The organism is Rhodococcus sp. NPDC003322 (assembly GCF_053589555.1).
This window is the reverse complement of sequence record NZ_JBSFSC010000002.1, coordinates 244,873-267,938: the sequence shown is the minus strand read 5'-3', so window position 1 is coordinate 267,938 and position 23,066 is coordinate 244,873. Positions and strand designations below refer to the sequence as shown.

Here is a 23,066-nt window from a genome sequence, read left to right as displayed (position 1 = left end):
GTGTCGGCGCGACGGCGGAGGGCCGGAGACCGGGACTCCTACGAGGTGGTGGTGATCGGGGCGGGTCCGGTCGGCCTGACCCTGGCGAACATGCTCGGCCAGTGGGGAGTTCGAACCCTCGTGGTCGACGAGCGAACCGAACTCATCGACTACCCGCGCGGGGTCGGACTCGACGACGAGTCCCTGCGCACCTTCCAGTCGATCGGGCTCGTCGAACAGGTGCTGCCGCACACGACGCCGAACCAGATCATGCGGTTCGTCGACGGAAGGCGGCGCCTTCTCGTCGAGATCGCGCCGACGGACACCAGTTTCGGCTGGCCGAAGCGCAACGGCTTCGTCCAGCCCCTCGTCGATGCCGAACTGCTCGCCGGACTCGATCGGTTCCCCGAGGTCGATGCCCTGTGGAATGCGCCGATGCTGTCCTGTGCGGACAGCGGTGACGAGGTCGCCGTCGAACTCGCTGTCGACGGGACGCCGAGGACGGTCTTCGCCCGGTACGTCGTCGGGTGCGACGGCGGCCGCAGCGCCACCCGACATCAGATGGGTGTCACGTTCGAGGGCACCACCTCTTCGACCAGATGGCTCGTCGTCGATCTCGCCACCGACCCGCTCGGCCATCCGAACATCGAAGTCGCCGCTGACCCCACCCGTCCGAACGTCTCGGTCTCGATCGCGCACGGCATCCGGCGCTTCGAGTTCATGATTCACGCAGACGAGTCGGACGAACTCGCAGAGGATCCCGCGTTCGTCGCGAGGATGCTCGCCCCGTTCGTCCCTCATCCCGACAGGTTGGACGTGATTCGACGCAGGGTCTACACCCATCACTCCCGGATCGCGGGGGCGTTCCGTTCCGGCCGGATCCTGTTGGCCGGGGATGCAGCGCATCTGATGCCCGTGTGGCAGGGGCAGGGCTACAACAGCGGTATCCGCGATGCCGCCAACCTGGGCTGGAAGTTGGCTGCCGTCGTGACCGGCCGGGCGGAGGACGCGCTTCTCGACACCTACGACCTCGAACGGCGCAAGCACGCGCGGGCGATGATCGACCTGTCCACGATGGTCGGTCGGGTGATCTCGCCAACCAACCGGAAGGTGGCCGCGGTGCGTGACGTCCTCGTCCGCGCTGCAGCGGCGATTCCTCCGGTGAAGAGCTACGTGCTGGGGATGCGCTTCAAGCCGATGCCTCGCTATGACGAGGGGGCCGTCGTCCACACGGGGCCGCGCTCACCGGCTTCCTCGGTGGGCACGCTCTTCGTGCAGCCCACGGTCGACACCCGGGAGCGTGCGGGCGTGCTCCTCGACGACGTTCTCGGCAACTGGTTCGCGGTGCTGTGCTGGAACAACGATCCGCGCCGGGTGCTCGGGGACACCGACTTCGAACGGTGGAAGTCTCTGGGCGCGACCTTCGTCGCCGCTCGGCCGGCGAGCCAGCTGCACTGGACCGGTCAGGACGACCCGGATGTGATCGTCGTCGGTGACCGCAGCGGGAGCCTCAAGCGTTGGTTCGACGCACAGTCCGATTCTGTGCTCTTCCTCCGCCCCGATCGCTGCGTGGCCGGTGCCTGTATCGCCCAACGGGCCCCGGAGCTGAGCCAGGCCCTGTTCGACGCATTGACGTTGAAGGTAGGAGGTCGTGATGACGCTGGCACTCTGCTGCATCTCGCACAGCCCCCTGCTTGACCTTCCCGGACCGCCGGCCGACCTGCTGAAGGAGGTCGCGTCGGCGACCGGGCTGGCTCGACAATTCGTGCGGCACTTCGATCCCGAGTTGGTCGTCGTCTTCTCACCGGATCACTACAACGGCTTCTTCCACCGTCTGATGCCGCCGTTCTGCATCGGCACCGCGGCCCGCGGAGTCGGCGACTACGGGACCTACGCGGGTGCCTTCGACGTCCCGGAACAGCTCGCCGCGGGCTTGGCGCAGGCCGTTCTCGACGCCGGAGTCGACATCGCGGTCTCCGCGGACATGGAGGTCGACCACGGTACCGCGCAACCGCTCGCGCGGCTGTTCGACGACGTGACGGCGGTGCCGATCCTCCCGATATTCGTCAACTCGGTCGCGCTGCCGCTCGGTCCGCTCAGCCGCACCCGCGCGCTCGGGGCCGCGGTCGGACGACACCTCGAGAGTCTGGGCAAGCGGGTGCTCGTGGTGGGGTCCGGCGGCCTGTCCCACGATCCGCCGGTGCCGAGCAGGACAACCGCCACCGGGCGGGTGCTGGACCGGATCGTCCACGGCACCCCGATGACCTCCGGACAGCGTCTCGCCCGCCAGGAGGCGGTGATCGAGGCCGCACGCGAGTTCGCTTCCGGCGGTGGGCAATCGAGACCACTCAATCCGGACTGGGACCGACGGTTCCTCGAGGTTGTCGACGAGGGTCGACTCGACGTACTCGACAGCTGGAGCAACGCCGTGATCTCGAAAGAGGCGGGCAATTCGGCGCACGAGATTCGCACCTGGGTCGCGGCCTACTCGGCGCTCGCAGTCGCCGGGCCCTATCGGACGGACGTGCGCTACTACCGGCCGGCGCCGGAACTCATCGCCGGGTTCGCGGTCCGAACCGCCGCTTCCGAGGCGGCGGGCGTCCGAACATCCACGTACAGCAGGAGCCACTCGTGACACCCACTTCGTCCGATGCCGTCGACCAAGCCCACGACCACACGGTCGACGTCCTGGTCGTCGGATCCGGTGGCGGTGGCATGACCGCCGCACTGACCGCCGATGCCGCGGGTCTGGATGTCCTCGTGATCGAGAAGTCCTCGCATTACGGCGGTTCCACCGCGCTGTCGGGTGGCGGGATCTGGGTTCCGGGCGCACCTGCCCAGCGTCGTGACGGCTACTCACCGTCCCCGGAGGGGGTGGTCGAGTACCTTCGCGCGATCACCGGAGGACTGGTCGACGAGGCCAGGCTCCGTCGGTACGTCGACGCGGCGCCGCGGATGATGGCGTTCCTCGAGGAGTTGAGCCCGCGACTCGAGTTCGTCTGGAAGCCCGGCTACGCCGACTACTACCCGGAGCTACCGGGTGGGTCCGCGCTCGGCAGCACGATCAACGTCCCGCCGATCGATCTGCGTGAGCTGGGCAGCGAGGAAGAGAATCTGATCAAGCCCCTCGCGCTTGCGCCGAAGGGAATCTGGCTGGGCCCGAAGGATCTCCGCTCGTTCTACCAGATCAGACAGTCGTGGCGCGGCAAGGTGGTGCTGCTCAAACTGCTCTGGCGGATGTTCCGGGCACGGGTTTTCGGCGACAGGATCGCAGCGATCGGGCAGTCGCTGGTGGCACGTCTGCGCCTGGCAATGACTGAGCGGGACATCCCCCTGTGGCTGGACGCGCCGATGCAGTCGCTGATCACGGACGCCGCCGGTGCGGTGACCGGGGCGGTGGTGGAGCGGGAAGGCCGGGAGCTGAGGGTCCGCGCCCGGCGCGGGGTGATCCTGGCCAGCGGCGGTTTCGAGCGCGACCTGGCCTGGCGGATGGAGCACCAACCGGTGATCGACCAGGACTGGAGTTTCGGCAATCCCGCCTCGATGGGCGACGGAATCCGTGCCGCAGAGAAGGCCGGGGCGGCCACCGAGCTGATGGACGAGTCGTGGTGGTTTCCCGCGATCCAGTGGCCCGACGGCCGAATGCAGTTCATGCTCAACGAGCGGATGATGCCGTCCCAGTTCGTGGTGAACGGTGCTGGACGGAGGTTCTGCAACGAGGCCGAACCGTACATGGACTTCGGGCACGCGATGATCGAGGGTCAGAAGTCCGGCGTGACCCACATTCCGTGCTGGCTGATCACCGATCAGCGTTCGTGGAAGCGCTATGTCGTCGCCGGACACCTTCCGATACCGAGGATTCCGTGGGCTCCGGTTCCGACGGGCAGCAAGATTCCGCAAGCCTGGCTCGATTCGGGAGTCGTGCACACCGCCGGGAGTTGGGACGAGTTGGCCGAGAAGATCGGCGTTCCGGCAACGGAACTGCGGGCCACTGCGGATCGATTCAACGTGATGGCCGGCAGGGCCATCGACGACGACTTCCGTCGTGGCGAGAGTGTCTACGACAACTACTACGGGGATCCCACCCTGCCCAATCCCAATCTCTTTCCGCTTCAGGGTCCTCCCTATCTCGCGTTCCGCATGGTCTTGGGAGATTTGGGGACTTCTGGGGGAATTCGTACCGACGAGGACGCCCGAGCGCTACGGTCCGACGACACCGTCGTCCCGGGGCTGTACGCGGTTGGGAACACCTCAGCGCCCGTGATGGGACGCAGTTACGCCGGTGCCGGAGCAACCATCGGACCGGCCATGACGTTCGGGTACGTCGCGGCGAGGCACATCGTGGGCCGGGACGAGTCCGGCGACTCCAGCTCCACCCGCACTGATTCGACGCTCGATTCCAATCGGAGGTAGCTATGAAGGTTTCTCTGTTCTACGAGTTCGCCCTGCCCCGTCCCTGGGTCCCGGACGACGAGCGAATCATGTTCCAGGACGGGCTGGACGAGGTCGAGGCGGCCGACAAGGCCGGCTTCTCGACGGTCTGGCTCACCGAGCACCATTTCCTCGAGGAGTACTGCCACTCGACCGCACCGGAGATGTTCCTGGCCGCGGCGAGCCAGCGGACCAAGGACATCCGACTCGGGTTCGGGGTCATGCACCTGCCGCCGGCGATCAACCACCCCGCTCGGGTCGCCGAGCGGGTGGCCACTCTCGACCTGCTGTCCAACGGCCGAGTCGAGTTCGGCACGGGCGAGTCGTCCTCGGTCGGTGAGCTCGGCGGCTTCGGCATCGACCCGGCCGACAAGCGCGGACAGTGGGAGGAGGCCATCGAAGTCGCCATCCGCTGTATGACGGAGGAGCCGTTCACCGGGTTCAAGGGCGAGCACATCGAGATGCCGGCCCGCAACGTCATCCCGAAGCCGATGCAGGCCCCGCACCCGCCGGTGTGGGTGGCGTGTACGCGCCCGTCCTCGGTGCAGATGGCCGCCCAGCGGTGCATCGGCGCGCTGAGCTTCGCGTACACCGGTCCCGGCCCACTCGCCGACCGAGTCCAGGGCTACTACAAGGAGTTCGAGGAGCGCGGCGTTCCCTCCACCCCCGTGATCAACCCGAACATCCTGGCCATCGGTGGAGACCTGTCGATGATGGTCGCGCCCACCGACGAGCAGGCACTGGAGCGTCTCGGAGTGGGTGGCGGCTTCTTCTCGTTCGGGATCATGCACTACTACATGACCGGCGAGCACATTCCCGGCCGGACCGGCGTCTGGGACCGCTACCTCGGCGAGGTGAAGAACGACGAGACACTCGCCTACGGGCCGGGCCGCGGAGCGATCGGCTCACCCGAGACCGTCCGTGAGTTCCTGAGGGGCTACGAGGAGAGCGGCGTCGACGAGATCATCCTGCTCCTGAACCCGCGCAGCCACGAGGCGACGATGGAATCCATCGAGTTGATGGGCAAGGAGGTCCTGCCCGAGTTCATCGAGCGGGACGAGAAGGCGGTTGCGGCGAAGGCCAAGCGGCTCGCCCCGATCATCGAGAAGGTCGAGGCCCGGCGTCCCGTCTCGAACGCCCCGGAGTTCGACGAGAACTACTCCTTCGGTGGCCTGCCGACCGGTCGCGGGGGCAGCTTCACCGCGAGTGAGATCCCCGAGGCGATGGCGGAGATCAACGAGGGCCGGGTGCAGGCGGCCCAGCTCGCGAAGGAACAGGCGGAGCAGGAGCGAGGGGCCTGATCCCGCGCCCGGGTGTGGGGCGAGTGGCCCGCCGCGCACCCCACACCCGTGGCGTCCGTGGCCGGAACGAATGTGAAAGGCGTTGGGAATGACGCGAATTGACGGACTGTGGCGCTACGACGACAGGCGGGTGGTGGTCACCGGATGCGCCTCGGGGATCGGTGCCGAGCTCGCCCTGGAACTCGCGGGGCTCGGTGCCGAGGTGATCGGACTGGACGTGCGCGAACCCACCACGCCGCTCGGGGAGTTCGTGCCGGTCGACCTGTCGGACGCCGACTCGATCGACGGGGCCGTCGCCGCGGTCGGTTCCAGGGTCGACGTGCTGTTCAACGTGGCCGGGGTGTCGTCGGGAATCGGTGACCCGCTGCGCGTCGTGACGATCAACTTCCTCGGCCTGCGACAGCTGACCGAGGCGCTCGTCCCGCGCATGCCGTCCGGGTCGGCGATCGTGAGCGTCTCGTCCCTGGCGGGTTCACGCTACCTCGACAACCGTCCGGAGGTGCTCGGCCTGCTCGACACCGCCACGATGAAGGACGGGATCAGTTGGTGCCGAGAGCATCCGGAGGCGCTGGCGGACGGCGGCTACCGGCTGTCGAAGGAGGCGATCATCCTCTACACGATGAGTCGGGCCGGTGGTCTCGGGGCCCGCGGCATCCGGGTCAACTGCACCGGGCCCGGAGTCACCGAGACCCCGATCCTGGACCAGTTGCGGACGGCATACGGACAGGGCTTCCTCGACGGGGTCACCACTCCGCTCGGTCGCGTCTCGGACCCGATCGAGCAGGCGGCGGCACTGCTGTTCCTGGGCAGCCGCGCCGCGAGCTACGTGACCGGGCAGGTGCTGTGGGTGGACGGCGGCACCGTGGGCAGCCGCGTGGCAGGTGACCCGGCGTACCAGTGACACGAGCGCCGGCCGTCCGGCGGATGCTCATCGACAACGTGGAAAGGATCGAATCGTGGCTTCACTGAACGACTTCAGGCGCGTCGCCGGCGACGTCCGGAACTGGGGACGCTGGGGCGCTGCCGACGAACTCGGCACCCTGAACTTCATCACATCGGAGAAGGTCGCCGAGGCGGCGAGCCTCGTCAAACTCGGGAAGGTCTTTCCCCTCGGAGTCGACTTCGGTTCCTCGGGGCCGCAGGGTGCTTTCAAGTTCCGTCAGAACCCGGTGCACGTGATGACCGTGGACGGCGGCGACGCGCAGACGCTGGTCGAGTACATGCCCAAGTGGACGGAGAACTCCGTCGGTCGGGAGTTGAGTGGATTCTTCGAGGACAACCCGTTCCGCTTCAACGACGACATGATCATCATGCCGCTGCAGGCGGCAACGCAGTGGGATGCGTTGTCCCACGTGTACTACGAGGACAAGCTCTACAACGGATTCCCGGCGAGCTCGGTCACCAGTCTCGGTGCCTATCACTGCGGTATCGACAAGGTCGACGGCAAGGGAATCACCACTCGCGGTGTCCTGTTGGACCTCGTTCGTCATCGGGGCGCCGAGACCTTCCTCGAGATCGGCCGGCCGATCTCGCCGGAGGAACTGGACGACGTCGCCAGGGCGCAGGGCGTCACGATCGGCAGCGGTGACATCGTGCTGATCCGCACCGGATGGTGGGGTCGTTTCCTGGAGAACGGTGACGGCACCGAGCCCGGTGCCGGTCTGGACTGGCGCTGCGCCTCCTGGCTGCACGACCTCGAGGTGGCCGCCGTCGCCGCCGACAACCTGATGGTCGAGGACCCGGTGTCGGGCGTCGAGGGAACCTTCCTTCCGATGCACATGCTCTGCCTGAGGGACATGGGTCTGATGCTCGGCGAGTACTGGGATCTCACCGCGCTGGCGGCGGACTGTGCCGCCGACGGGGTGTACGAGTTCCAGCTGATTGCGCCGCCGCTGCGGGTGGTGGGTGCGGTCGGTTCGCCGGTGAACCCGATCGCCATCAAGTAGGGGTACGGACAATGACCGGAAGCACGATCACCGAGGCGGGGACGGCGGCGCCGTTCGCGGAGGCGCCGCTCGTCGTCGGGCTCGGCGGAACCCTGCGATCGGGCTCGTCCACCGAGCGGGCCCTTCGGGCCTGCCTCGCGGCGGTCGAGCGCCAGGGCGGCCGGACCAGGCTGTACGCCGGCGCGGACATCGACCTGCCGATGTACAGCCCTCACGAGACGAGCCGCAGCGCGAAAGCCGTCGAACTGGTCGAGGCGCTGCGGTCCGCCGATGCGGTGATCGTGGGCTCGCCGGGCTATCACGGCGGCGTCTCCGGTCTGGTCAAGAACGCCCTCGACTACATCGAGGACCTGCGGGAGGGGCCGAGGGTCTATCTCGACAACACGCCCTGGGGATGCATCACCTGCGCGTACGGCTGGCAGGCGGCCGTCGGCACGCTCGGCCAGTTGCGCGTCATCGGCCATGCGCTGCGCGCGTGGCCTACCCCGCTCGGGGTGGCGATCAACTCGGCGGAGCCGGTCTGGGACTCCGCCGGTGAGATCGTCGATGCCGAGGTCCGCGGTCAGCTCGAGATGCTCGCGACCCAGGTCCTCGCGTTCGCGCGGGCCGGTGGGGGTCGCACGTGAGCCCCCACCCCGACGGTCCCGGGACCGACGTGGACAGGACTGTCGTGCCGGAGAGCACCGAACCCGCCGGCACAGAGTCCGGCCGCGTCGAGCGCAGGACCGTCGTGGTGGACGGGCTGTCGACCAGCTATCTGGAGGCCGGCGCCGGAGACCCGGTGGTCCTGCTTCACGGCGGCGAGTTCGGCGCGAATGCGGAACTGGCGTGGGAGAACACGATCGGGGCGCTGTCCGGGTCCTACCGGGTGCTTGCGCCCGACCTGCTCGGATTCGGTCAGTCTGCGAAGGTCGTGGATTTCGTTGACGGGAGGGGGACGCGAATCCGGCATCTGGCCCGCTTCTGCGCCACCCTCGGCGTCGATCGCGCACACTTCGTCGGCAACTCGATGGGGGCGATCATGTTGTTGGTGGACGCCACCTCCGAGGTGCCTGTGCTGCCGGTGCGCAGTCTGGTCGCCATCTGCGGTGGCGGGGAGATCCAGCGCAACGAGCACATGCAGGCACTGTACGACTACGACGCCTCGATGCCTGCGATGCGCCGGATCGTGGAGGCGCTCTTCGACGATCCCGGTTATCCCGCCGACGACGATTACGTCCGGCGCCGGTACGAGTCGAGTACCGCGCCGGGAGCCTGGGAGGCGGTCGCGGCGGCCCGATTCCGGCGTCCGGCCGGATCGGCGGGACCGTTACCGTCGAATAATCTGGCATACCAAAGGATCTCGTCTCCAGCGCTGATCGTCGAGGGTGGACGCGACAAGCTGCTGCCCCGGGGTTGGGCGGCGGAGATTGCCGGACGGATCCGGTCGGCCGGGTCGGCGGTGATCGACCGCGCCGGACACTGCCCGCAGATCGAGAGGGCAGATGAGGTCAATTCGCTACTCCTGGAATTCCTCGCCGGCCAGGCGGTCAGGGACGAGTCGAACTGGTCGGGTGTCGACCCGACGCGAGCACCACAGAGAAGGGGATGACCGAGATGGTCAACGAACTGCACGGCAAGGTCGCCGTCGTCACCGGCGCCGCATCGGGCATCGGCGCCGCCGTCGCCGCGAGGTTCCTCGCCGAGGGCGCCCGGGTGATGATCGCCGACGTGGACCGGGAGCGGGGTGAGGCGCTGGCCGCCGATCTCGGTGGAGACGCGCACTACCTGTTCACCGATGTGGGGGACCCCGAGCAGGTTCGGCGGCTCGTGGCGACGGCCGTCGAGCGGTTCGGCGGACTCGACGTGATCTGCAACAACGCCGGTGTCTCCGGAACCCTGCACAAGAGCATCCTGCTCGATGACCTGACCGATTTCCATCGTGTGATGTCGGTGAACCTGCTCGGCGTGATGGCCGGAACCCAGTACGCCGCAAGGTACATGGCCGACCACGGCGGCGGGTCGATCATCAACATGTCGTCGATCGGGGGAATCCAGGCCGGTGGCGGCGTAATGACCTACCGCGCCTCCAAGGCCGGGATCATCCACTACACCAAGTCCGCCGCCATCGAACTCGCGCAGCACGACATCAGGGTGAACTGCATCGCCCCCGGGAGCATCCCGACCGAGCTGCTCGGCTCGTCGATGTCGAGTCTCGCCGAGGGGGAGGGGGACAAGCTCGCGCGGTCGTTCCGCGGCGTCATGCAGTCCGATCGACCGCTGCCGCGCGAGGGCACACCGGAGGACGTTGCCGAGGCGGCGCTCTATTTCGCCGGCGACCGGTCCCGCTACCTGACCGGGACTGTACTGGCGGTCGACGGGGGGACCTCCGCCGGCAAACCGTTGCGGCGCCGGTCCAGCAGCCCGCCGGCCGCGGCCGCTGCACCCGCCTGAACCCGCACGAGAGAGGTTTCCGATGAAGGTGACTGTCGACCAGACCCGGTGCGTCGGCTCCGGTCAGTGCGTTCTGAACGCGGGGGATGTCTTCGACCAGCGTGACGACGACGGCGTCGTCGTCCTGCTCGACGACAGTCCGCCCGACGACCTCCTCGACGACGTCCGGACGGCGGTCGAGATGTGTCCCGCGTCGGTGATCCACCTTCTGGAATAACCGACCACCGGCCGCGGGCATCGCCCGAGCGGCAGCACCGCCCAACCGACGAACAAGGAGTGAGAACATGTCCGACACGCTGACCGGTGCCGCGGCCGAGACCGCCGCGAAGGTGCCCGAGTATCCGATGGATCGGGAGGCTTCCTGCCCGTTCGCACCGCCCCCCGGTGTGCGTGCCCTTGGCGCGGTCCGACCGCTGAGTCGGGTGCGGATCTGGGACGGCAGCACCCCCTGGCTGGTCACCGGATACACCGAGCTGAAAATGTTGATGTCCGACCCACGTGTCAGCGTCGACGACCGCCGCCCAGGTTTCCCGCACTGGAACGAGGGGATGCTCTCGACCGTGCACAAGCGTCCGCGCTCGGTGTTCACCTCGGACGGAGAGGAGCACGCGCGCTTTCGGCGGATGCTCACCCGGCCGTTCACCCTCAAACGCGTCGACGCGCTGCGCCCGGCGATCCAGCGCATCACCGACGAGCACATCGACGCGATGCTGGCGGGGCCGCAGCCGGCGGACCTGGTCTCGGCGGTCGCACTGCCGGTGCCGTCGCTGGTGATCAGCGAGATGCTCGGTGTGCCCTATGAGGACCACGCGTTCTTCCAGGAGCACGCCACCGTCGGGGTGGACCGGTACGCCACCGCCGAGCAGGCCAACGAGGGTAGGTCCGGGCTCGCCCGCTATCTCGTCAAGCTGATCGAGTCCCGCTTCGATGCGCCCGCCGAGGACGTGGTGACCGAGCTCGCCGAACGGGTCCAGGCGGGTGAGATCAGCATGCGGGAGGCGGCCCAGCTGGGCACCGGACTGCTGATCGCGGGCCACGAGACCAGCGCGAACATGATTTCGCTCGGGGTGCTGGCCCTGCTGGAAAATCCGGATCAGCTGGCGCTGCTGCGCGACACCGAGGATCCGAAGGTTGTCGCGAACGCGGTCGAGGAGCTGATGCGCTACTTGAGCATCATCCAGAACGGTCAACGCCGGGTGGCGACCTCGGACATCGAGATCGCCGGGGAGACGATCCGCGCCGGCGAGGGGATCATCATCGATCTCGCGCCGGCGAACTGGGATCCCAAGGCGTTCCCGGACCCGGATCGTCTCGACCTCTCGCGGCCGGCCCGAACTCAGGTCGGCTTCGGCTTCGGCAGCCACCAGTGTGTGGGCCAGCAGCTCGCCCGGGTCGAACTGCAGATCGTCTACCAGACCCTGCTCCGTAGGATTCCCACTCTGCGCCTGGCGATCCCGTTCGAAGAGGTCGAGTTCAAGCACGACCGGCTGGCATTCGGGGTGTACGCCCTGCCCGTCACCTGGTAGTCGGGGATCTGGCGCGGTCGCCGGATCCGCATCGGTCGAATTCCGCGGTGCCGCAACCGGAATCGGGCCGAAACCGGCGACTCGCCCCGGGGACGACCAAGCCGGAATGGCAACGCGATTCTCCGATTGCAAGTATCATACTCTCGTCGAGTGGTTGCCCCATCGCTCAAGCTCCGGCGGTGCGGTGCCGCGAACGGGCGGCGCCGATCCGACGGGCAGCGGCGGACCGGGCCCGTCCGCAACGCCGGTGGTGGTCGAGGTGTTGCCGGTGCCGTCCGGCCCGTCTCGGCGGATGTTCCGAGAACGAGTCGAATCCCTACTAGTCGAGCCACACGAGTCGATCTCCACCAGCAGGGGCGTCGGTGCCGAGGCCCCGGAGTCGAACCAGCCGAGTCGAACCAACCGAGTCGAATCAACACTGGAGGATCAGGATGTCGGTCGCGAGCAGTAATGCGTCGTTGTACCCGCCCGGGGGATTCGCCCCGCCCAAGGACCGTCGTGGTCACGCAGGCGCGGGTGTGGGGTTGCCGGCCGGGACCAAGGTCTTCTCGGCGGACAACCACATCTCGCTCGCGGAGGACATCTTCTACGAGCGCTTCCCGGAGGACCTCAAGGATCGTGCCCCGCGGGTGTGGTACGAGGACGGCGCCTTCCAGATGGGCAGGAAGGGAAAGTCCTTTCTGCCAGGAGATTTCAGTCATGTTCTGATGCAGTACGATCCGCTCGACGGGTCCGGGAGCAACAAACTCGATGCCCGGATGCGCGATCTGACCGAGGACGGCATCGACATCGAGCTCGCCTTCCCCAACGCCCTCCTGGCTCTGTTGTTTTACCCGGACAAGGAGATTCGCGAACTGTCGTTCCGGGTCTACAACGAGTACATCGCCGAGTTGCAGGACCGATCGGGAGGCCGCTTCTACGGTGTCGGGCTGATCAACTGGTGGGACGGTGACGGCGCGCGGCGCACGCTGGGCGAGCTGAAATCATTCGGCCTCAAGACCTTCCTGATGCCGCTGTCGGCAGGCAAGGACAACGACGGCAATCCCATCGACTACGGAAGCACCGCGATGAGGCCCGTCTGGGAGGCGATCGAGGAGTCCGGGGTGCCGGTCTCGCATCACATCGGAGAGGCGCCGCTCTCGAGTCCGTGCGAGGTGAACAGTGTGGCCGTCGGGATGATGCACAACGTGGCACCTTTCCGGGAGATGTTCGCCAAGTACATCTTCAGCGGAATCCTCGACCACCACCCGGGCCTTCAGATCGGATGGTTCGAGGGTGGGGTGAACTGGGTTCCGTCGGCCATCCAGGACGGCGAGCACCTGCTGGCCTCGTTCCAACACATGCTCGACCACCCGGTCGCGCACGAAGTCCGGGACTACTGGGACAACCACATGCGCGCGTCATTCATGGTGGACCCGCTGGGCCTGGAGATGATCGACAAGATCGGGGTCGACCGGGTCATGTGGTCCTCGGACTACCCGCACAACGAAAGCACGTTCGGCTACTCGGAGAAATCGCTCGCCGCGGTCGTCGAGGCCGTCGGGCCGGAAGACGCCGCTCGCATCGTCAGCGGCAACGTCAAGGAATTCCTCGGCCTGTAGGCCGTGGCCCCGACACTCGAGAAGGTGGCAAGACCTGCGATGACAGCATTGGTATCCGCGGGATCTGCAGACATCGAGATCCCCGAACTGCCGGACCGTGCCAGGATGCGCCGGGAAACCGGTGCGCGGCTGCGGGCATCGATGGCCGCTCAGGGCGTCGACGCGCTGATCCTGCTGAACAACAGCAACGTCGTCTACGCGACCGGCGCGCACTGGCCACTCGGCGATGCCGGTCTGGCACACGTCGAACGTCCGGTCGCGGTCGTGGTGGCGTCGGATCCGTGGCCGCATCTGTTCATGCCCTTTCGTGAGGGTGCCTCCGAGGAATCCGACCTGCCGGCGGACCACCTGCACGGCCCGGTCTACCTCGAGTTCGACGAGGGGATCGAGATCTTCGCGCGGGCGCTCGCCGACCTGATCCCGTCGGGGGCCGCCGTCGCGGTCGACGAATGCACGGGGGCGATGCGGCGTGCGGAGAAGTTGTTGTTCCCGGCCGGCGCGCCGTCAGATGCGGCCGCGGTGATCGGCCCCGCGAAACTGATCAAGACGGTTGACGAGTTGGCGTGTATCCGGACGGCCTGCCGGATCACGGAAGAAGCGATGACGGATGTCCAGGCAGCCCTGGCCCCGGGCATCCGACAGATCGACCTGTCGGCCGGTTTCGTACGACGGGCGTTCGAACTGGGCGCCACGGCGAACATGCTCGACGCGATCTGGCAGGTGATGCCGGAACGTAAGGAGGACGGGGTCTGGACCACCCACGGCGATCTGGCGCTACCCCTGCTGACGACCGAACGGGAGCTGGAGAGGGGGGACGTGCTCTGGACCGACGTCAGCATCACCTTCGGCGGCTACTGCTCCGATTTCGGCCGGACGTGGATCGTCGGTCAGGATCCGACCGAGCGCCAGCAGGCCCAGTTCCGCAAGTGGTGGGACATCCTGAATCCGGTGCTCGGCGCGGTCCGCGCCGGCGCGACCGTGGCAGATCTGACCCGCGCGTCGGTGTCCGCGGCCGGCGGAAGCCGTCCGTGGCTGCCGCACTTCTACCTGGGACACGGCATCGGCGTCAGCGCCGCCGAGATGCCGATGATGGGCACCGATCTCGGCCCCGAGTTCGACGAGAACTTTGTCCTCGAGCCCGGGATGGTGCTCGTGTTCGAACCGGTCGTCTGGGAGGACGGAACCGGAGGCTACCGAAGCGAGGAGATTGTCGTGGTCACCCGAGACGGCTGGAAGAGCCTCACCGACTACCCCTATGACCCTTATGTCTACTGAGGTGGTGCCAGACGAACGCGCTCTGCGCCATGGGCGGCGCGAGCGGGCGATGGCACAGATGGAAGCCCACGACCTCGACATCCTCGTCGTCGGTCGGCAGGCAAACGCCCGTTATGTGTCCGGTGCCCCGCAGTTGTGGGTCGCCGGCACCCGACCGTTCGGGCCGGTGGCAACGCTGGTGCGGAAAACCGGTGCGGTGCATCTGCTCAGCACGTGGGACGAGGGCATTCCCGAGGACATCCCGCACGACCGGCTGTACGGGCTCGCGTGGAACCCGATGACCACCATCGCGATTCTGCGGGACATCGAGGGCGCCTCGACTGCACGTCGAGTGGGGACCGACGCCCTGTCACCGGCTTTCGCGAAGCTACTGCCGATCGCCTTCCCGAACGCCGAACTCGTCGACGGGGAACTCGCCCTGCGGGAGGCGCGTCGCGTCAAGACCGATGAGGAGATCGTTGCGTTGCGGCGTGCGCTGCGGGTCGCCGAGTCCGGTCTGGCCGCGGCGGTGGCGCAACTCCGCGCGGGCATCTCCGAGCAGGAGCTGATCGGGTTGGTCATGGAGGCGACCGCCGCCGGCGGCGTGAGTACTCCGTCCACGCAGGACTGCGCATGGATCACCTCACGCGAGCATCCGTGGCGTGGGGTGATCGGGGATCGCCGGGTTCGGGAAGGTGATCTCGTGGCGTTCTCGTCGGGTGTGCTGGGCGAGGGTTACATCGGCGAAGTCGGACGGACCTGGCCGGTGGGCGAGGGTGTCGGTCCGGCCACCCGCGGGCTCTTCGCCCGGGGGGATGCTCTCTGGGAACGCCTCGTCTCGGCCTGCCGGCCCGGTGCGCACGCGAGCGATCTCCTCGCGGTGTACGAGGAGATCGGAGAACCCCTGCCGCCGATGCCGGTGGCTCGAGGTCTGGGGCTGGGTTTCGATCCGCCGGTCGTCTCGCCCCACCTGCCGGAGACCGCGGCGCGGGAGCGGCTCGAACCGGGCATGGTGCTCTCGCTCACCAGTTACGTCTGGGAGTCCGGAGTCGGCGCGGTGTTCCGACGCGACGCGGTACTCGTCACCGACGGCGCGGCCGAGGTTCTCACGTCCAGCCCTACGTGGACGGCGTGACCGACTGCACCGCCCCGTCATTCTGCCAACCATTGACGCGGCGCATCCGGGCATCGGACCGACCTCGCTCCGAGGCCGTCCGGTGCCCGGGTCGCCGTGGAGCCTGCGAAGGAGCCGTCGAATGACCGACAAGACCGAAGATTCCGCGGAGGACATCGTTCTCTACGAGAAGGATCCGTCGACGAAGATCGCGACGATCACCTTCAATCGGCCCGGCCACCTGAACGCCCCGACCATCGCGGCGCGACTGCGGTACGCCGACCTGCTGCACCGGGCCAACATCGACGACGACGTCAAGGTCCTGGTGATCAGGGGGGTGGGTGACGATCTCGGGACCGGCGCCGACCTTCCGGAGTTCATGGAGGTCCAGAACGAGCAGGGACAGGCCCGGAAACTGGGTGAATACAAGATCGCCGAGGACGAGGTTCGTTATCCCCCCGAGGATTCCATCCGGCACGGCGCGACGATCAATCAGTGGTATGCCAACGCCCAATCCGGTTGCCGCAGTCTGCAGGAGTTCAAGAAGATCAGCATCCTGGAGGTGAAGGGCTACTGCTACGGCTGGCACTTCTATCAGGCAGCCGACGCAGATCTGGTGATCTCGTCCGACGACGCTCTCTTCGGTCACCCGTCATTCCGCTACTACGGCTGGGGCCCGCGAATGTGGACCTGGGCCCAGTCGATGGGGTTGCGGAAGTTTCAGGAGATGGTGTTCACCGGACGTCCTTTCACCGCACAGGAAATGGACGCGTGCAACTTCCTCAACAGCGTCGTGCCCCGGGACGAACTGGAAGCGGAGACCGAGAAGTACGCCCTGGCCTGTGCCCGCACCAGGCCCACCGACACGGTGTTCATGCAGAAGGTGTTCTTCGAGACGATGAAGCAGCATCAGGGCGAGTACATGGGCAGCCTGCTCAGCGCGATGTTCGAGTCTTTCGGTGGGCGGGCCCGGCCCGACGCGGACGATCTGATGCTCGACGACGACACCTTCGACCGCGGACTCGGCGAGTCCGTCAAGGACAACGATCGGCAGTATCCACCCGAGTTCCGTCTGAGCAAGAAGGGCCGGATCGCCGAGTCCTGACCGCCCGAGAGCCGGCGAACACGACAGGAGTGACATGACCCCGAATCAGCCGCAGGACTCGTCACCGGGTGGCGGTGCCGCCGAAGCCGAGCCGAGCGGGGGTGCCCCCGAATCCGAGCCGGGCGGTGGTGCCGTCCAACATCCGCTGAGCGGTTGGGTCGTCGTCGACCTGTCCTCGGGGATCGCCGGCGCGTACTGCACGAAGCTGCTTGCAGACGGAGGTGCCGACGTCGTCAAAGTCGAGCCACCACAGGGTGATCCGCTGCGTTCCTGGTCTGCATCCGGTGCGGAGATCGCCTCCGGCGAGGACGGTGCACTCTTCGGTTTCCTGGCTTGTTCCACGCGCAGCGTCGTCGCCGACCCGAACAGCGCCGGGGCGCTCGATCGGGTCGACGAGATCCTGGCGGCGGCTGACGTCGTGGTGTGGTCCCGAGGATCCGGTGTCGCCGAACACCCTCGGTTCGCTCCCGCCGACATCCTGCGCAGACATCCGCATCTGGTGGTCACCGCGATCACGCCGTTCGGGTTGGAGGGACCGTGGCGGGATCGGCCGGCGACCGAGTTCACGCTCCAGGCATGGTCCGGTGGAATCGTCGGTCTCGGCCGAGGCGCGCCGGACCGGGCCCCGGTGTTCGTGGGCGGGCAGATCGGTGAGTGGCTTGCAGGTGCGTACGCGTCCGCGGCCACGTTGGCGTCGCGGACGGGTGCGGTCCGAACCGGTGTGGGCGAACTCGTCGACCTGTCGATGCTCGAGACTCAGATCCTCTGTCTCACTTACCACCCGGTCACCTTCTTCGAGGCGCTGGGGCGACCGTTCCGGACGGAGCGCCGCCTCACCGTTCCCGGTGTGGCAACCGCCAAGGACGGATTGGTCGCGCTTGGATGCGGGACGGCCCAACAGTGGTTCGACCTCTGTGCGATGGTCGGCCACCCGGAGTGGATCGACGAGGAATCGACGCTGTCGATCACCGAACAGGCCAACCGACTCGCGCCGGAGATATGCGACTGGTTGAAGGACCAGACCGTCGACGAGGTTCGCGAACTGGCCACGGCGTTCAGGATTCCCAACAGTCCGGTCGGCAACGGCGGCAACGTCACCGAGTTCGACCAGTACCGGAGTCGGGACTTCTTCGCGGTGAATCCCCGCGACGGATTCGTCCAACCGGGCCCGCCCTACCGGCTGCATCCCGCGATGCTTCGCGCGCCGCAGCCTGCACCCCGGCTGGATGAGCACGCCGACCACCTACCTCGTACGCGGGTCACGCGCACGGCGGCCACAGGGGATGGTTTCGGGGGCCCGCTGCCGTTCAGCGGTCTTCGGGTGCTGGACATGACCACCTTCTGGGCCGGACCGTCCTGCACCCACTTCCTGGCCATGCTCGGGGCCGAGGTGATCCACCTGGAGTCCACCACGAGACCGGATGGAACCCGGCTCATCGCGGGTGTGCCGGTGACCGAGGACCAGTGGTGGGAACGGTCGCCGATCTTCTCGGGCCTGAACACGAACAAGAAGGGTCTCACCCTGGACCTTCGATCGGAACGTGGTCGAGAGGTGCTCACCCGACTCGTGACAACCTGCGACGTCATCGTCGAGAACTACACCCCTCGGGTGCTGGAGCAGGTCGGACTGGACTTCGCTGCTGTCCGTGCCTTGCGCCCGGACGCCGTCATGGTGCGAATGCCCGGATTCGGGCTCGACGGGCCGTGGCGCGACAATCCGGCGTTCGCCTATGTGATCGAGGATGCTTCGGGTTTGAGCTGGCTCACCGGGCACCCGGACCGGAATCCCGTGGAACCGTACTCCGTGGGCGACCCCAATGCCGGTGTCCACGCGCTCAACGCACTGCTTCTGGCGCTGGAGCACCGGCGGCGAACCGGTCAGGGCGTGTTGGTGGAGGCTGCGATGATCGACGCGGCATTGAACGTCGCAGCCGAGCAGGTGATCGAGTTCTCCGCCTACGGGCGCCTGCTGCAACGGGCCGGGAACAGGGGACCGGCGGCGGCACCCCAGAATCTGTACAGATCGGGCGACATCGACGAATTCGGGCGCCCCGACTGCTGGGTCGCGATCGCGGTCACGACCGACGAGCAGTGGATCGGTCTGACAGGGGCGATCGGATCGCCCACCTGGGCAACGGATCCGAGATTGTCGATGCACGCCGGACGGATGGCGTGTCACGACGTGATCGACGAGCAACTGTCCGCATGGTGTGTCGATCGCAGCTCGGACGAGATCGTCGACCGCCTGTGGGCGGCCGGCGTCCCGGTCGGCAAGGTGATGCAACCTCACCGCCAGGCAGAACTTGACCAGCTGGAATTCCGCGGCTTCTTCGAAGAGGTGGGACATCCCGCGGCCCGTCCGGCGAGGCACAGCACCGTGCCGATGCGGCTGTCACGGGGTCCCGACCGATTTCACGTGCAACATGCTCCCCTTCTCGGGCAGCACAATCACGAGATCCTGACCGGCCTGGGGCTCTCGGTGGCCGAGATCGCCGAGCTCGAGGCGGAGGGAGTCATCGGGCGGTCCCCGGAGCGGTAGCGACCGGGAGGGCCCGGAGACGACGAAAGTCCCTGCCTGGAATCGGTGTTTCGGTTCCAGGCAAGGACTTTCGTCGTCTCAGCTGCTACTTCAGCATGCTGCCCGCGTCCACGGTGAGCTGGAGGCCGGTGACGTAACGGGATTCGTCGGAGGCCAGGAACAGCACCGCATTGCTGATGTCCTCGGGTTCGACCCAGCCGACCGGTAGTACGTGCATGAGCTTGGCGACCAGTTCCATGTCGGCGGGTCCGGGATTCTCCAGGTCCGGCCGGAACATCTTCATCGTGCCCTCGTTCATGAACATCGGGGTGTTCACGTTGGTCGGATGCACCGAGTTGACCCGGATCGAATGCTGTCCGAGCTCGACGGCAAAGGCCCTCACGAGCCCGACCACGCCGTGTTTGGCGGCGATGTACGAGCCGGTGTTCGGGTACGCCTTGAGCCCGCCGACGGAGCTGGTCAGGATGATCGATCCGCCCCGTCCTCCGGAGATCAGGTGTGGGACACCGGCCTTGACCGACTTCCACACACCGGACAGGTTGATGTCGATCATCTCCTGCCAGTCGATCTCCAGTGTCTGATCGAGGGTGTCGCCGCCGTTGCCGATGCCCGCATTCGCGACGATGACGTCGAGGCGGCCGAGCTGGGCCACGCCGTCCGCGACCGTCTCGGTCAGTGCGTCCTGGTTGCGGACGTCGACCTCGGCGGTGACGATCCGGCGTCCGTACGCCTTGACCAGGTTCGCGGTCTCGGCCAGGTCGTCAGGTGTGGAGGGCGCGATCACAGCCCCCTCCCGGATCGGAGCGCAGATGTCGACCGCGATGATGTCCGCGCCCTCCTGCGCCAGCCGTACCGCGTGGCTGCGGCCCTGACCTCGCGCCGCGCCGGTGATGAATGCAACCTTGCCTTCGAGTCGCCCTGCCATGCTGTCCTTCTCTCCCGTGGTGCTGCCGTGATGGGGTGGTCAGTGAGTGAATGCGGGCATGGTCTCCCAGCCGCGCACCGTCGAGGTCGGGGAGAGTCTCGCGTTCGACATGTCGACTTCCCATTCGGGGAATCGCTTGAGAATCTCCTCGAGTGCGATCCGGCCCTCGAGCCGGGCAAGTGCCGACCCCAGGCAGTAGTGGGTACCGACGCTGAAGGACAGGTGCTGGCGGGCGTCGCGGTGAATGTCGAAGACGTCCCCGTCCGGAGCGAACTGGCGATGGTCGCGGTTGGCCGAACCGATCAGGAACATCATCACGCTGCCCTCGGGGACGGTGTGGCCGTGCAGCTCGACGTCGCGGGTGACGTAGCGGGCGACATGCGGGGCCGGCGCCTCGAAGCGAAGCAGCTCCTCGACGGCGTTGGGGATCAGTGAGGGGTTCTCGACCAGCTGTCGCCGCTGATCCGGATGCTCTGCGAGAACCTTTGCCGCCCACCCGATCAGTCTTGTGGTGGTCTCGTTTCCGGCGCCGGAGACCACGTTCACGTAGGTGAGCAGTTCGTCGCGCGTAAGGCGGCGCACAGTGCCGGTCTCGTCCTCGAACTCGACGTTGAGCAGTTCGGTCATGATGTCGTCGGAGGGGTGATCGGCACGCCAGTCGATGTAGGCGCCGAAGATGTCGCCGCTGACCATGCCCTCCGAAGCGGCCTTCATCTGGCCGCCTTCTTCGGTGCGCATCTGGTCGTTCGCGTAGTCCCGGATCGCCTCCTGGTCCTCCTCCGGGATCCCGAGCAACAGGCCGATCGTCCGCATCGGCATCTGTGCACCGATGTCGGCGATGAAGTCGAGCCGGCCGGTGCCGACGTGCGGATCGAGGCTGCGCTCGCAGAACTCGCGGATCTTCGGCTCGAGCGCCATGATCTTGCGGGGGGTGAACATCCGCGCGAGCAGCTTGCGGTGGATGTCGTGAATCGGTGGATCCTCGAAAACCAGTACGCCCGGCGGGATCGCGATGTTCGCCTTGATCAACTCGAGGATGGCGCCGCGGCCGGAGATGAAGGTCTCGTGGTCGACCAGGCCTCGATTGACATCGGCGAAGCGGCTCACGGCATAGAAGTCGTGGGACTCGTTGTAGTACAGGGGTGATTCTTCCCGAAGTCGCTTGAACATCGGGTAGGGATCGGCATTGAGCTCGACGTCGTACGGGTCGTAATAGACGTCGTTGGCTGCGCTGATCGTCACAGGATTCGCCTCTCGCCGGAGCTGTCTCGCTCACCGTGTACGCATGATCCGTCGGAAACAATCGTCAACGGCAAGTCGGTACGGATCACTCGCCGTGCAACTGCAAGTAGTGCTCTCGTTGAATGAGAGTCCTATTCTTAACGGTGAATTCGTTTGCTGCAACCATATTCGTTGTTTTTCCTCGGACTGTCGGCGCGAGAGATCTCGCAAGGACGGTCGTCGCCGACGGCCTTGCCGTAAGGATTACGAGAATGGTATTCTCGTCCAACTCGGCAAACGGCCGGTGCGTCCCGGTCGTGTTCGACCAGGCTCTCGTGTGGCCTGGATGCAGTGTTCTCGCGCTGCCTGGATGTGGTGCTGCCTGGATGTGGTGGTGTCTGGATGTGGTGGTGCAGTGCCGTGTTTCGGCCGAGTGAGCGTGTCCGATCAGTCCTGTCCTGCCGGTCCGGCTTCTCGCCGCCCGGACTCGCACGGTCCGGCGCCGGCCGGAAACGATCGAGGGGTGCACCACGATGACAGTTCCGCTGCAGGATCCGCGTGAACGGGGCGAACTCGCACCCGACTGGATGACGGCGGTCCCTGCCGCCCGGAGACCGAGTCGACGAGATGAACGTCGAGATGCGCGAGGCCGGCACCAATCGCCGCGCGCGCCTGGCGTTGACCTGTGCGGGCGGGGGTGGCCCGGCCACGGTCCGGACATCGCCTGGGGTCTCGCGGAGCGGTAATCGGCGGCCTGTGTCGGTCTCGAAACGCCGGAGGCGTTGGGCGCGATCGCGGATCGACCCGTGTGACGCGCTGTACCGGTTCGGTCGTGACGCTTGTGGCTCGCCGAACGGCCAACCTACTGTGTGTTCATTAGGTTCAGTGTCGACCTAGGGGATTTCATGTACGCACCTCGGCCCTACGGCACCCTGCGCGCCAAGGGTGACGACCGCCGGCAGCTGATCGTGGAATCGGCACAGCGGCTGCTGACGCGGCGAGGCTGGCGGAACACCACACTTGCCCAGATCGCCAAGGAGGCCGGAGTCACCCCGGCTGGTCTGCTGTACCACTTCGATTCGAAAGAGCATTTGCTGCACGCGGTGCTCGACAGCCGCGATGCGGACGAGACGGCGCGGGCCGACCCGGCCGGTGACATCATCGAGGAAATCCGGAAGACCGCCGATCGGATCGAGCAGTCCCCCGAGTTGGTCGGCACTTTCGCAGTGCTGCTCATCGAGAACCTGATGCGGGAGGCGCCCTTGCACGACCGGCTGATCGACCGGTGGCGGTTGTCGGTCGATCTCGTCGCCGAAGCGATCACGCGCTACCAGGAGAACGGGCGCTTCCGGTCCGACATCGATCCTCGGGTGCGCGCGGTGGAGATCATCGCCTTCATCAACGGGATGGAGGTCGCCTGGCTGCTGGATCGGTCGATTCCGCTGGCCGACGTCTTCAACGAGTATGCGAACTCGCTCGCACGCGACTTCGCGGCCGCCTCGGAGGGCGTGGCCTGACCTCGGACGGTCGCCGGGTTCACGCTCCGCCGGTCGTCGCATGACGGTGCGGTCACGCCCTGTGCGGGACGACTGTCGCCAGGGTGTCCGGATGCATCGACGTTCGGTCCAATCCTTGCGTCTATCTTGAGTTTTCGCAATTTGAATGTAGTATTTGCATTTGAGAGAATGGCA

At 66.8% G+C, this 23,066-nt stretch carries 19 protein-coding genes; 17 read left to right on the top strand and 2 right to left on the bottom strand.

The window, feature by feature from the left end; translation table 11 throughout:
• The 16 genes from ACWDUM_RS07645 to ACWDUM_RS07570 all read left to right on the top strand — a co-directional run bounded on the left by ACWDUM_RS07645 (position 1) and on the right by ACWDUM_RS07570 (position 19,229).
• Positions 1 to 1,677, top strand: a complete 1,677-nt coding sequence (locus ACWDUM_RS07645; RefSeq protein WP_450133496.1) for a bifunctional 3-(3-hydroxy-phenyl)propionate/3-hydroxycinnamic acid hydroxylase — start codon at positions 1 to 3, stop codon at positions 1,675 to 1,677.
• Positions 1,634 to 2,614, top strand: a complete 981-nt coding sequence (locus ACWDUM_RS07640; protein WP_450133495.1) for a 3-carboxyethylcatechol 2,3-dioxygenase — start codon at positions 1,634 to 1,636, stop codon at positions 2,612 to 2,614. The genes ACWDUM_RS07645 and ACWDUM_RS07640 overlap by 44 nt, the downstream gene beginning before the upstream one ends.
• Complete coding sequence (locus ACWDUM_RS07635) at positions 2,611 to 4,392, top strand: FAD-binding protein (protein ID WP_450133494.1); 1,782 nt, start codon at positions 2,611 to 2,613, stop codon at positions 4,390 to 4,392. Before ACWDUM_RS07640 ends, ACWDUM_RS07635 begins: the two co-directional genes overlap by 4 nt.
• A 2-nt stretch (positions 4,393 to 4,394) precedes the next feature.
• A complete protein-coding gene (locus ACWDUM_RS07630) occupies positions 4,395 to 5,711 on the top strand; it encodes an LLM class flavin-dependent oxidoreductase (RefSeq protein WP_450133493.1) in 1,317 nt (438 codons plus the stop codon).
• An 88-nt stretch (positions 5,712 to 5,799) separates the two neighbouring features.
• The gene (locus tag ACWDUM_RS07625; RefSeq protein WP_450133492.1) at positions 5,800 to 6,612 is read left to right on the top strand and encodes a coniferyl-alcohol dehydrogenase; all 813 of its coding nucleotides are present in this window, start codon (positions 5,800 to 5,802) and stop codon (positions 6,610 to 6,612) included.
• 55 nt (positions 6,613 to 6,667) lie between these two features.
• On the top strand, positions 6,668 to 7,657 hold the full coding sequence (locus ACWDUM_RS07620) for a cyclase family protein (RefSeq protein WP_450133491.1): 990 nt from the start codon (positions 6,668 to 6,670) through the stop codon (positions 7,655 to 7,657).
• Positions 7,658 to 7,668: 11 nt separating this feature from the next.
• A complete protein-coding gene (locus ACWDUM_RS07615; RefSeq protein WP_450133490.1) occupies positions 7,669 to 8,283 on the top strand; it encodes an NADPH-dependent FMN reductase in 615 nt (204 codons plus the stop codon).
• Positions 8,284 to 8,327: 44 nt separating this feature from the next.
• Complete coding sequence (locus tag ACWDUM_RS07610; RefSeq protein ID WP_450133489.1) at positions 8,328 to 9,248, top strand: alpha/beta fold hydrolase; 921 nt, start codon at positions 8,328 to 8,330, stop codon at positions 9,246 to 9,248.
• A 5-nt stretch (positions 9,249 to 9,253) separates the two neighbouring features.
• Positions 9,254 to 10,090: an SDR family NAD(P)-dependent oxidoreductase gene (locus ACWDUM_RS07605; protein WP_450134177.1), complete on the top strand. Its 837-nt coding sequence runs from the start codon at positions 9,254 to 9,256 to the stop codon at positions 10,088 to 10,090.
• A gap of 22 nt (positions 10,091 to 10,112) precedes the next feature.
• The gene (locus tag ACWDUM_RS07600) at positions 10,113 to 10,307 is read left to right on the top strand and encodes a ferredoxin (protein WP_450133488.1); all 195 of its coding nucleotides are present in this window, start codon (positions 10,113 to 10,115) and stop codon (positions 10,305 to 10,307) included.
• Positions 10,308 to 10,374: 67 nt separating this feature from the next.
• Entirely contained in the window at positions 10,375 to 11,616 is a 1,242-nt protein-coding gene (locus ACWDUM_RS07595) for a cytochrome P450 (protein ID WP_450133487.1), read from the top strand.
• Positions 11,617 to 12,047: 431 nt separating this feature from the next.
• Positions 12,048 to 13,217: an amidohydrolase family protein gene (locus ACWDUM_RS07590; RefSeq protein ID WP_450133486.1), complete on the top strand. Its 1,170-nt coding sequence runs from the start codon at positions 12,048 to 12,050 to the stop codon at positions 13,215 to 13,217.
• A gap of 39 nt (positions 13,218 to 13,256) precedes the next feature.
• On the top strand, positions 13,257 to 14,492 hold the full coding sequence (locus tag ACWDUM_RS07585) for a M24 family metallopeptidase (RefSeq protein WP_450133485.1): 1,236 nt from the start codon (positions 13,257 to 13,259) through the stop codon (positions 14,490 to 14,492).
• Positions 14,482 to 15,606 carry a M24 family metallopeptidase gene (locus ACWDUM_RS07580; protein ID WP_450133484.1) on the top strand — a complete coding sequence of 375 codons (1,125 nt, stop codon included), beginning with the start codon at positions 14,482 to 14,484 and terminating at the stop codon, positions 15,604 to 15,606. The genes ACWDUM_RS07585 and ACWDUM_RS07580 overlap by 11 nt, the downstream gene beginning before the upstream one ends.
• A gap of 121 nt (positions 15,607 to 15,727) precedes the next feature.
• Positions 15,728 to 16,690 carry an enoyl-CoA hydratase/isomerase family protein gene (locus ACWDUM_RS07575; RefSeq protein WP_450133483.1) on the top strand — a complete coding sequence of 321 codons (963 nt, stop codon included), beginning with the start codon at positions 15,728 to 15,730 and terminating at the stop codon, positions 16,688 to 16,690.
• A gap of 34 nt (positions 16,691 to 16,724) precedes the next feature.
• On the top strand, positions 16,725 to 19,229 hold the full coding sequence (locus ACWDUM_RS07570) for a CaiB/BaiF CoA transferase family protein (RefSeq protein WP_450133482.1): 2,505 nt from the start codon (positions 16,725 to 16,727) through the stop codon (positions 19,227 to 19,229).
• 85 nt (positions 19,230 to 19,314) lie between these two features.
• Here ACWDUM_RS07570 and ACWDUM_RS07565 read toward each other — a convergent pair whose 3' ends face one another.
• Positions 19,315 to 20,154 (bottom strand): mycofactocin-coupled SDR family oxidoreductase, encoded by an 840-nt coding sequence (locus ACWDUM_RS07565; protein WP_450133481.1) that lies wholly within the window; start codon positions 20,152 to 20,154, stop codon positions 19,315 to 19,317.
• A 39-nt stretch (positions 20,155 to 20,193) separates the two neighbouring features.
• A complete protein-coding gene (locus ACWDUM_RS07560) occupies positions 20,194 to 21,396 on the bottom strand; it encodes a cytochrome P450 (RefSeq protein ID WP_450133480.1) in 1,203 nt (400 codons plus the stop codon).
• 884 nt (positions 21,397 to 22,280) lie between these two features.
• Between ACWDUM_RS07560 and ACWDUM_RS07555 the strand changes: the two genes are divergently transcribed.
• The gene (locus ACWDUM_RS07555) at positions 22,281 to 22,892 is read left to right on the top strand and encodes a TetR/AcrR family transcriptional regulator (RefSeq protein ID WP_450134176.1); all 612 of its coding nucleotides are present in this window, start codon (positions 22,281 to 22,283) and stop codon (positions 22,890 to 22,892) included.
• The last annotated feature ends 174 nt before the right edge of the window (positions 22,893 to 23,066 follow it).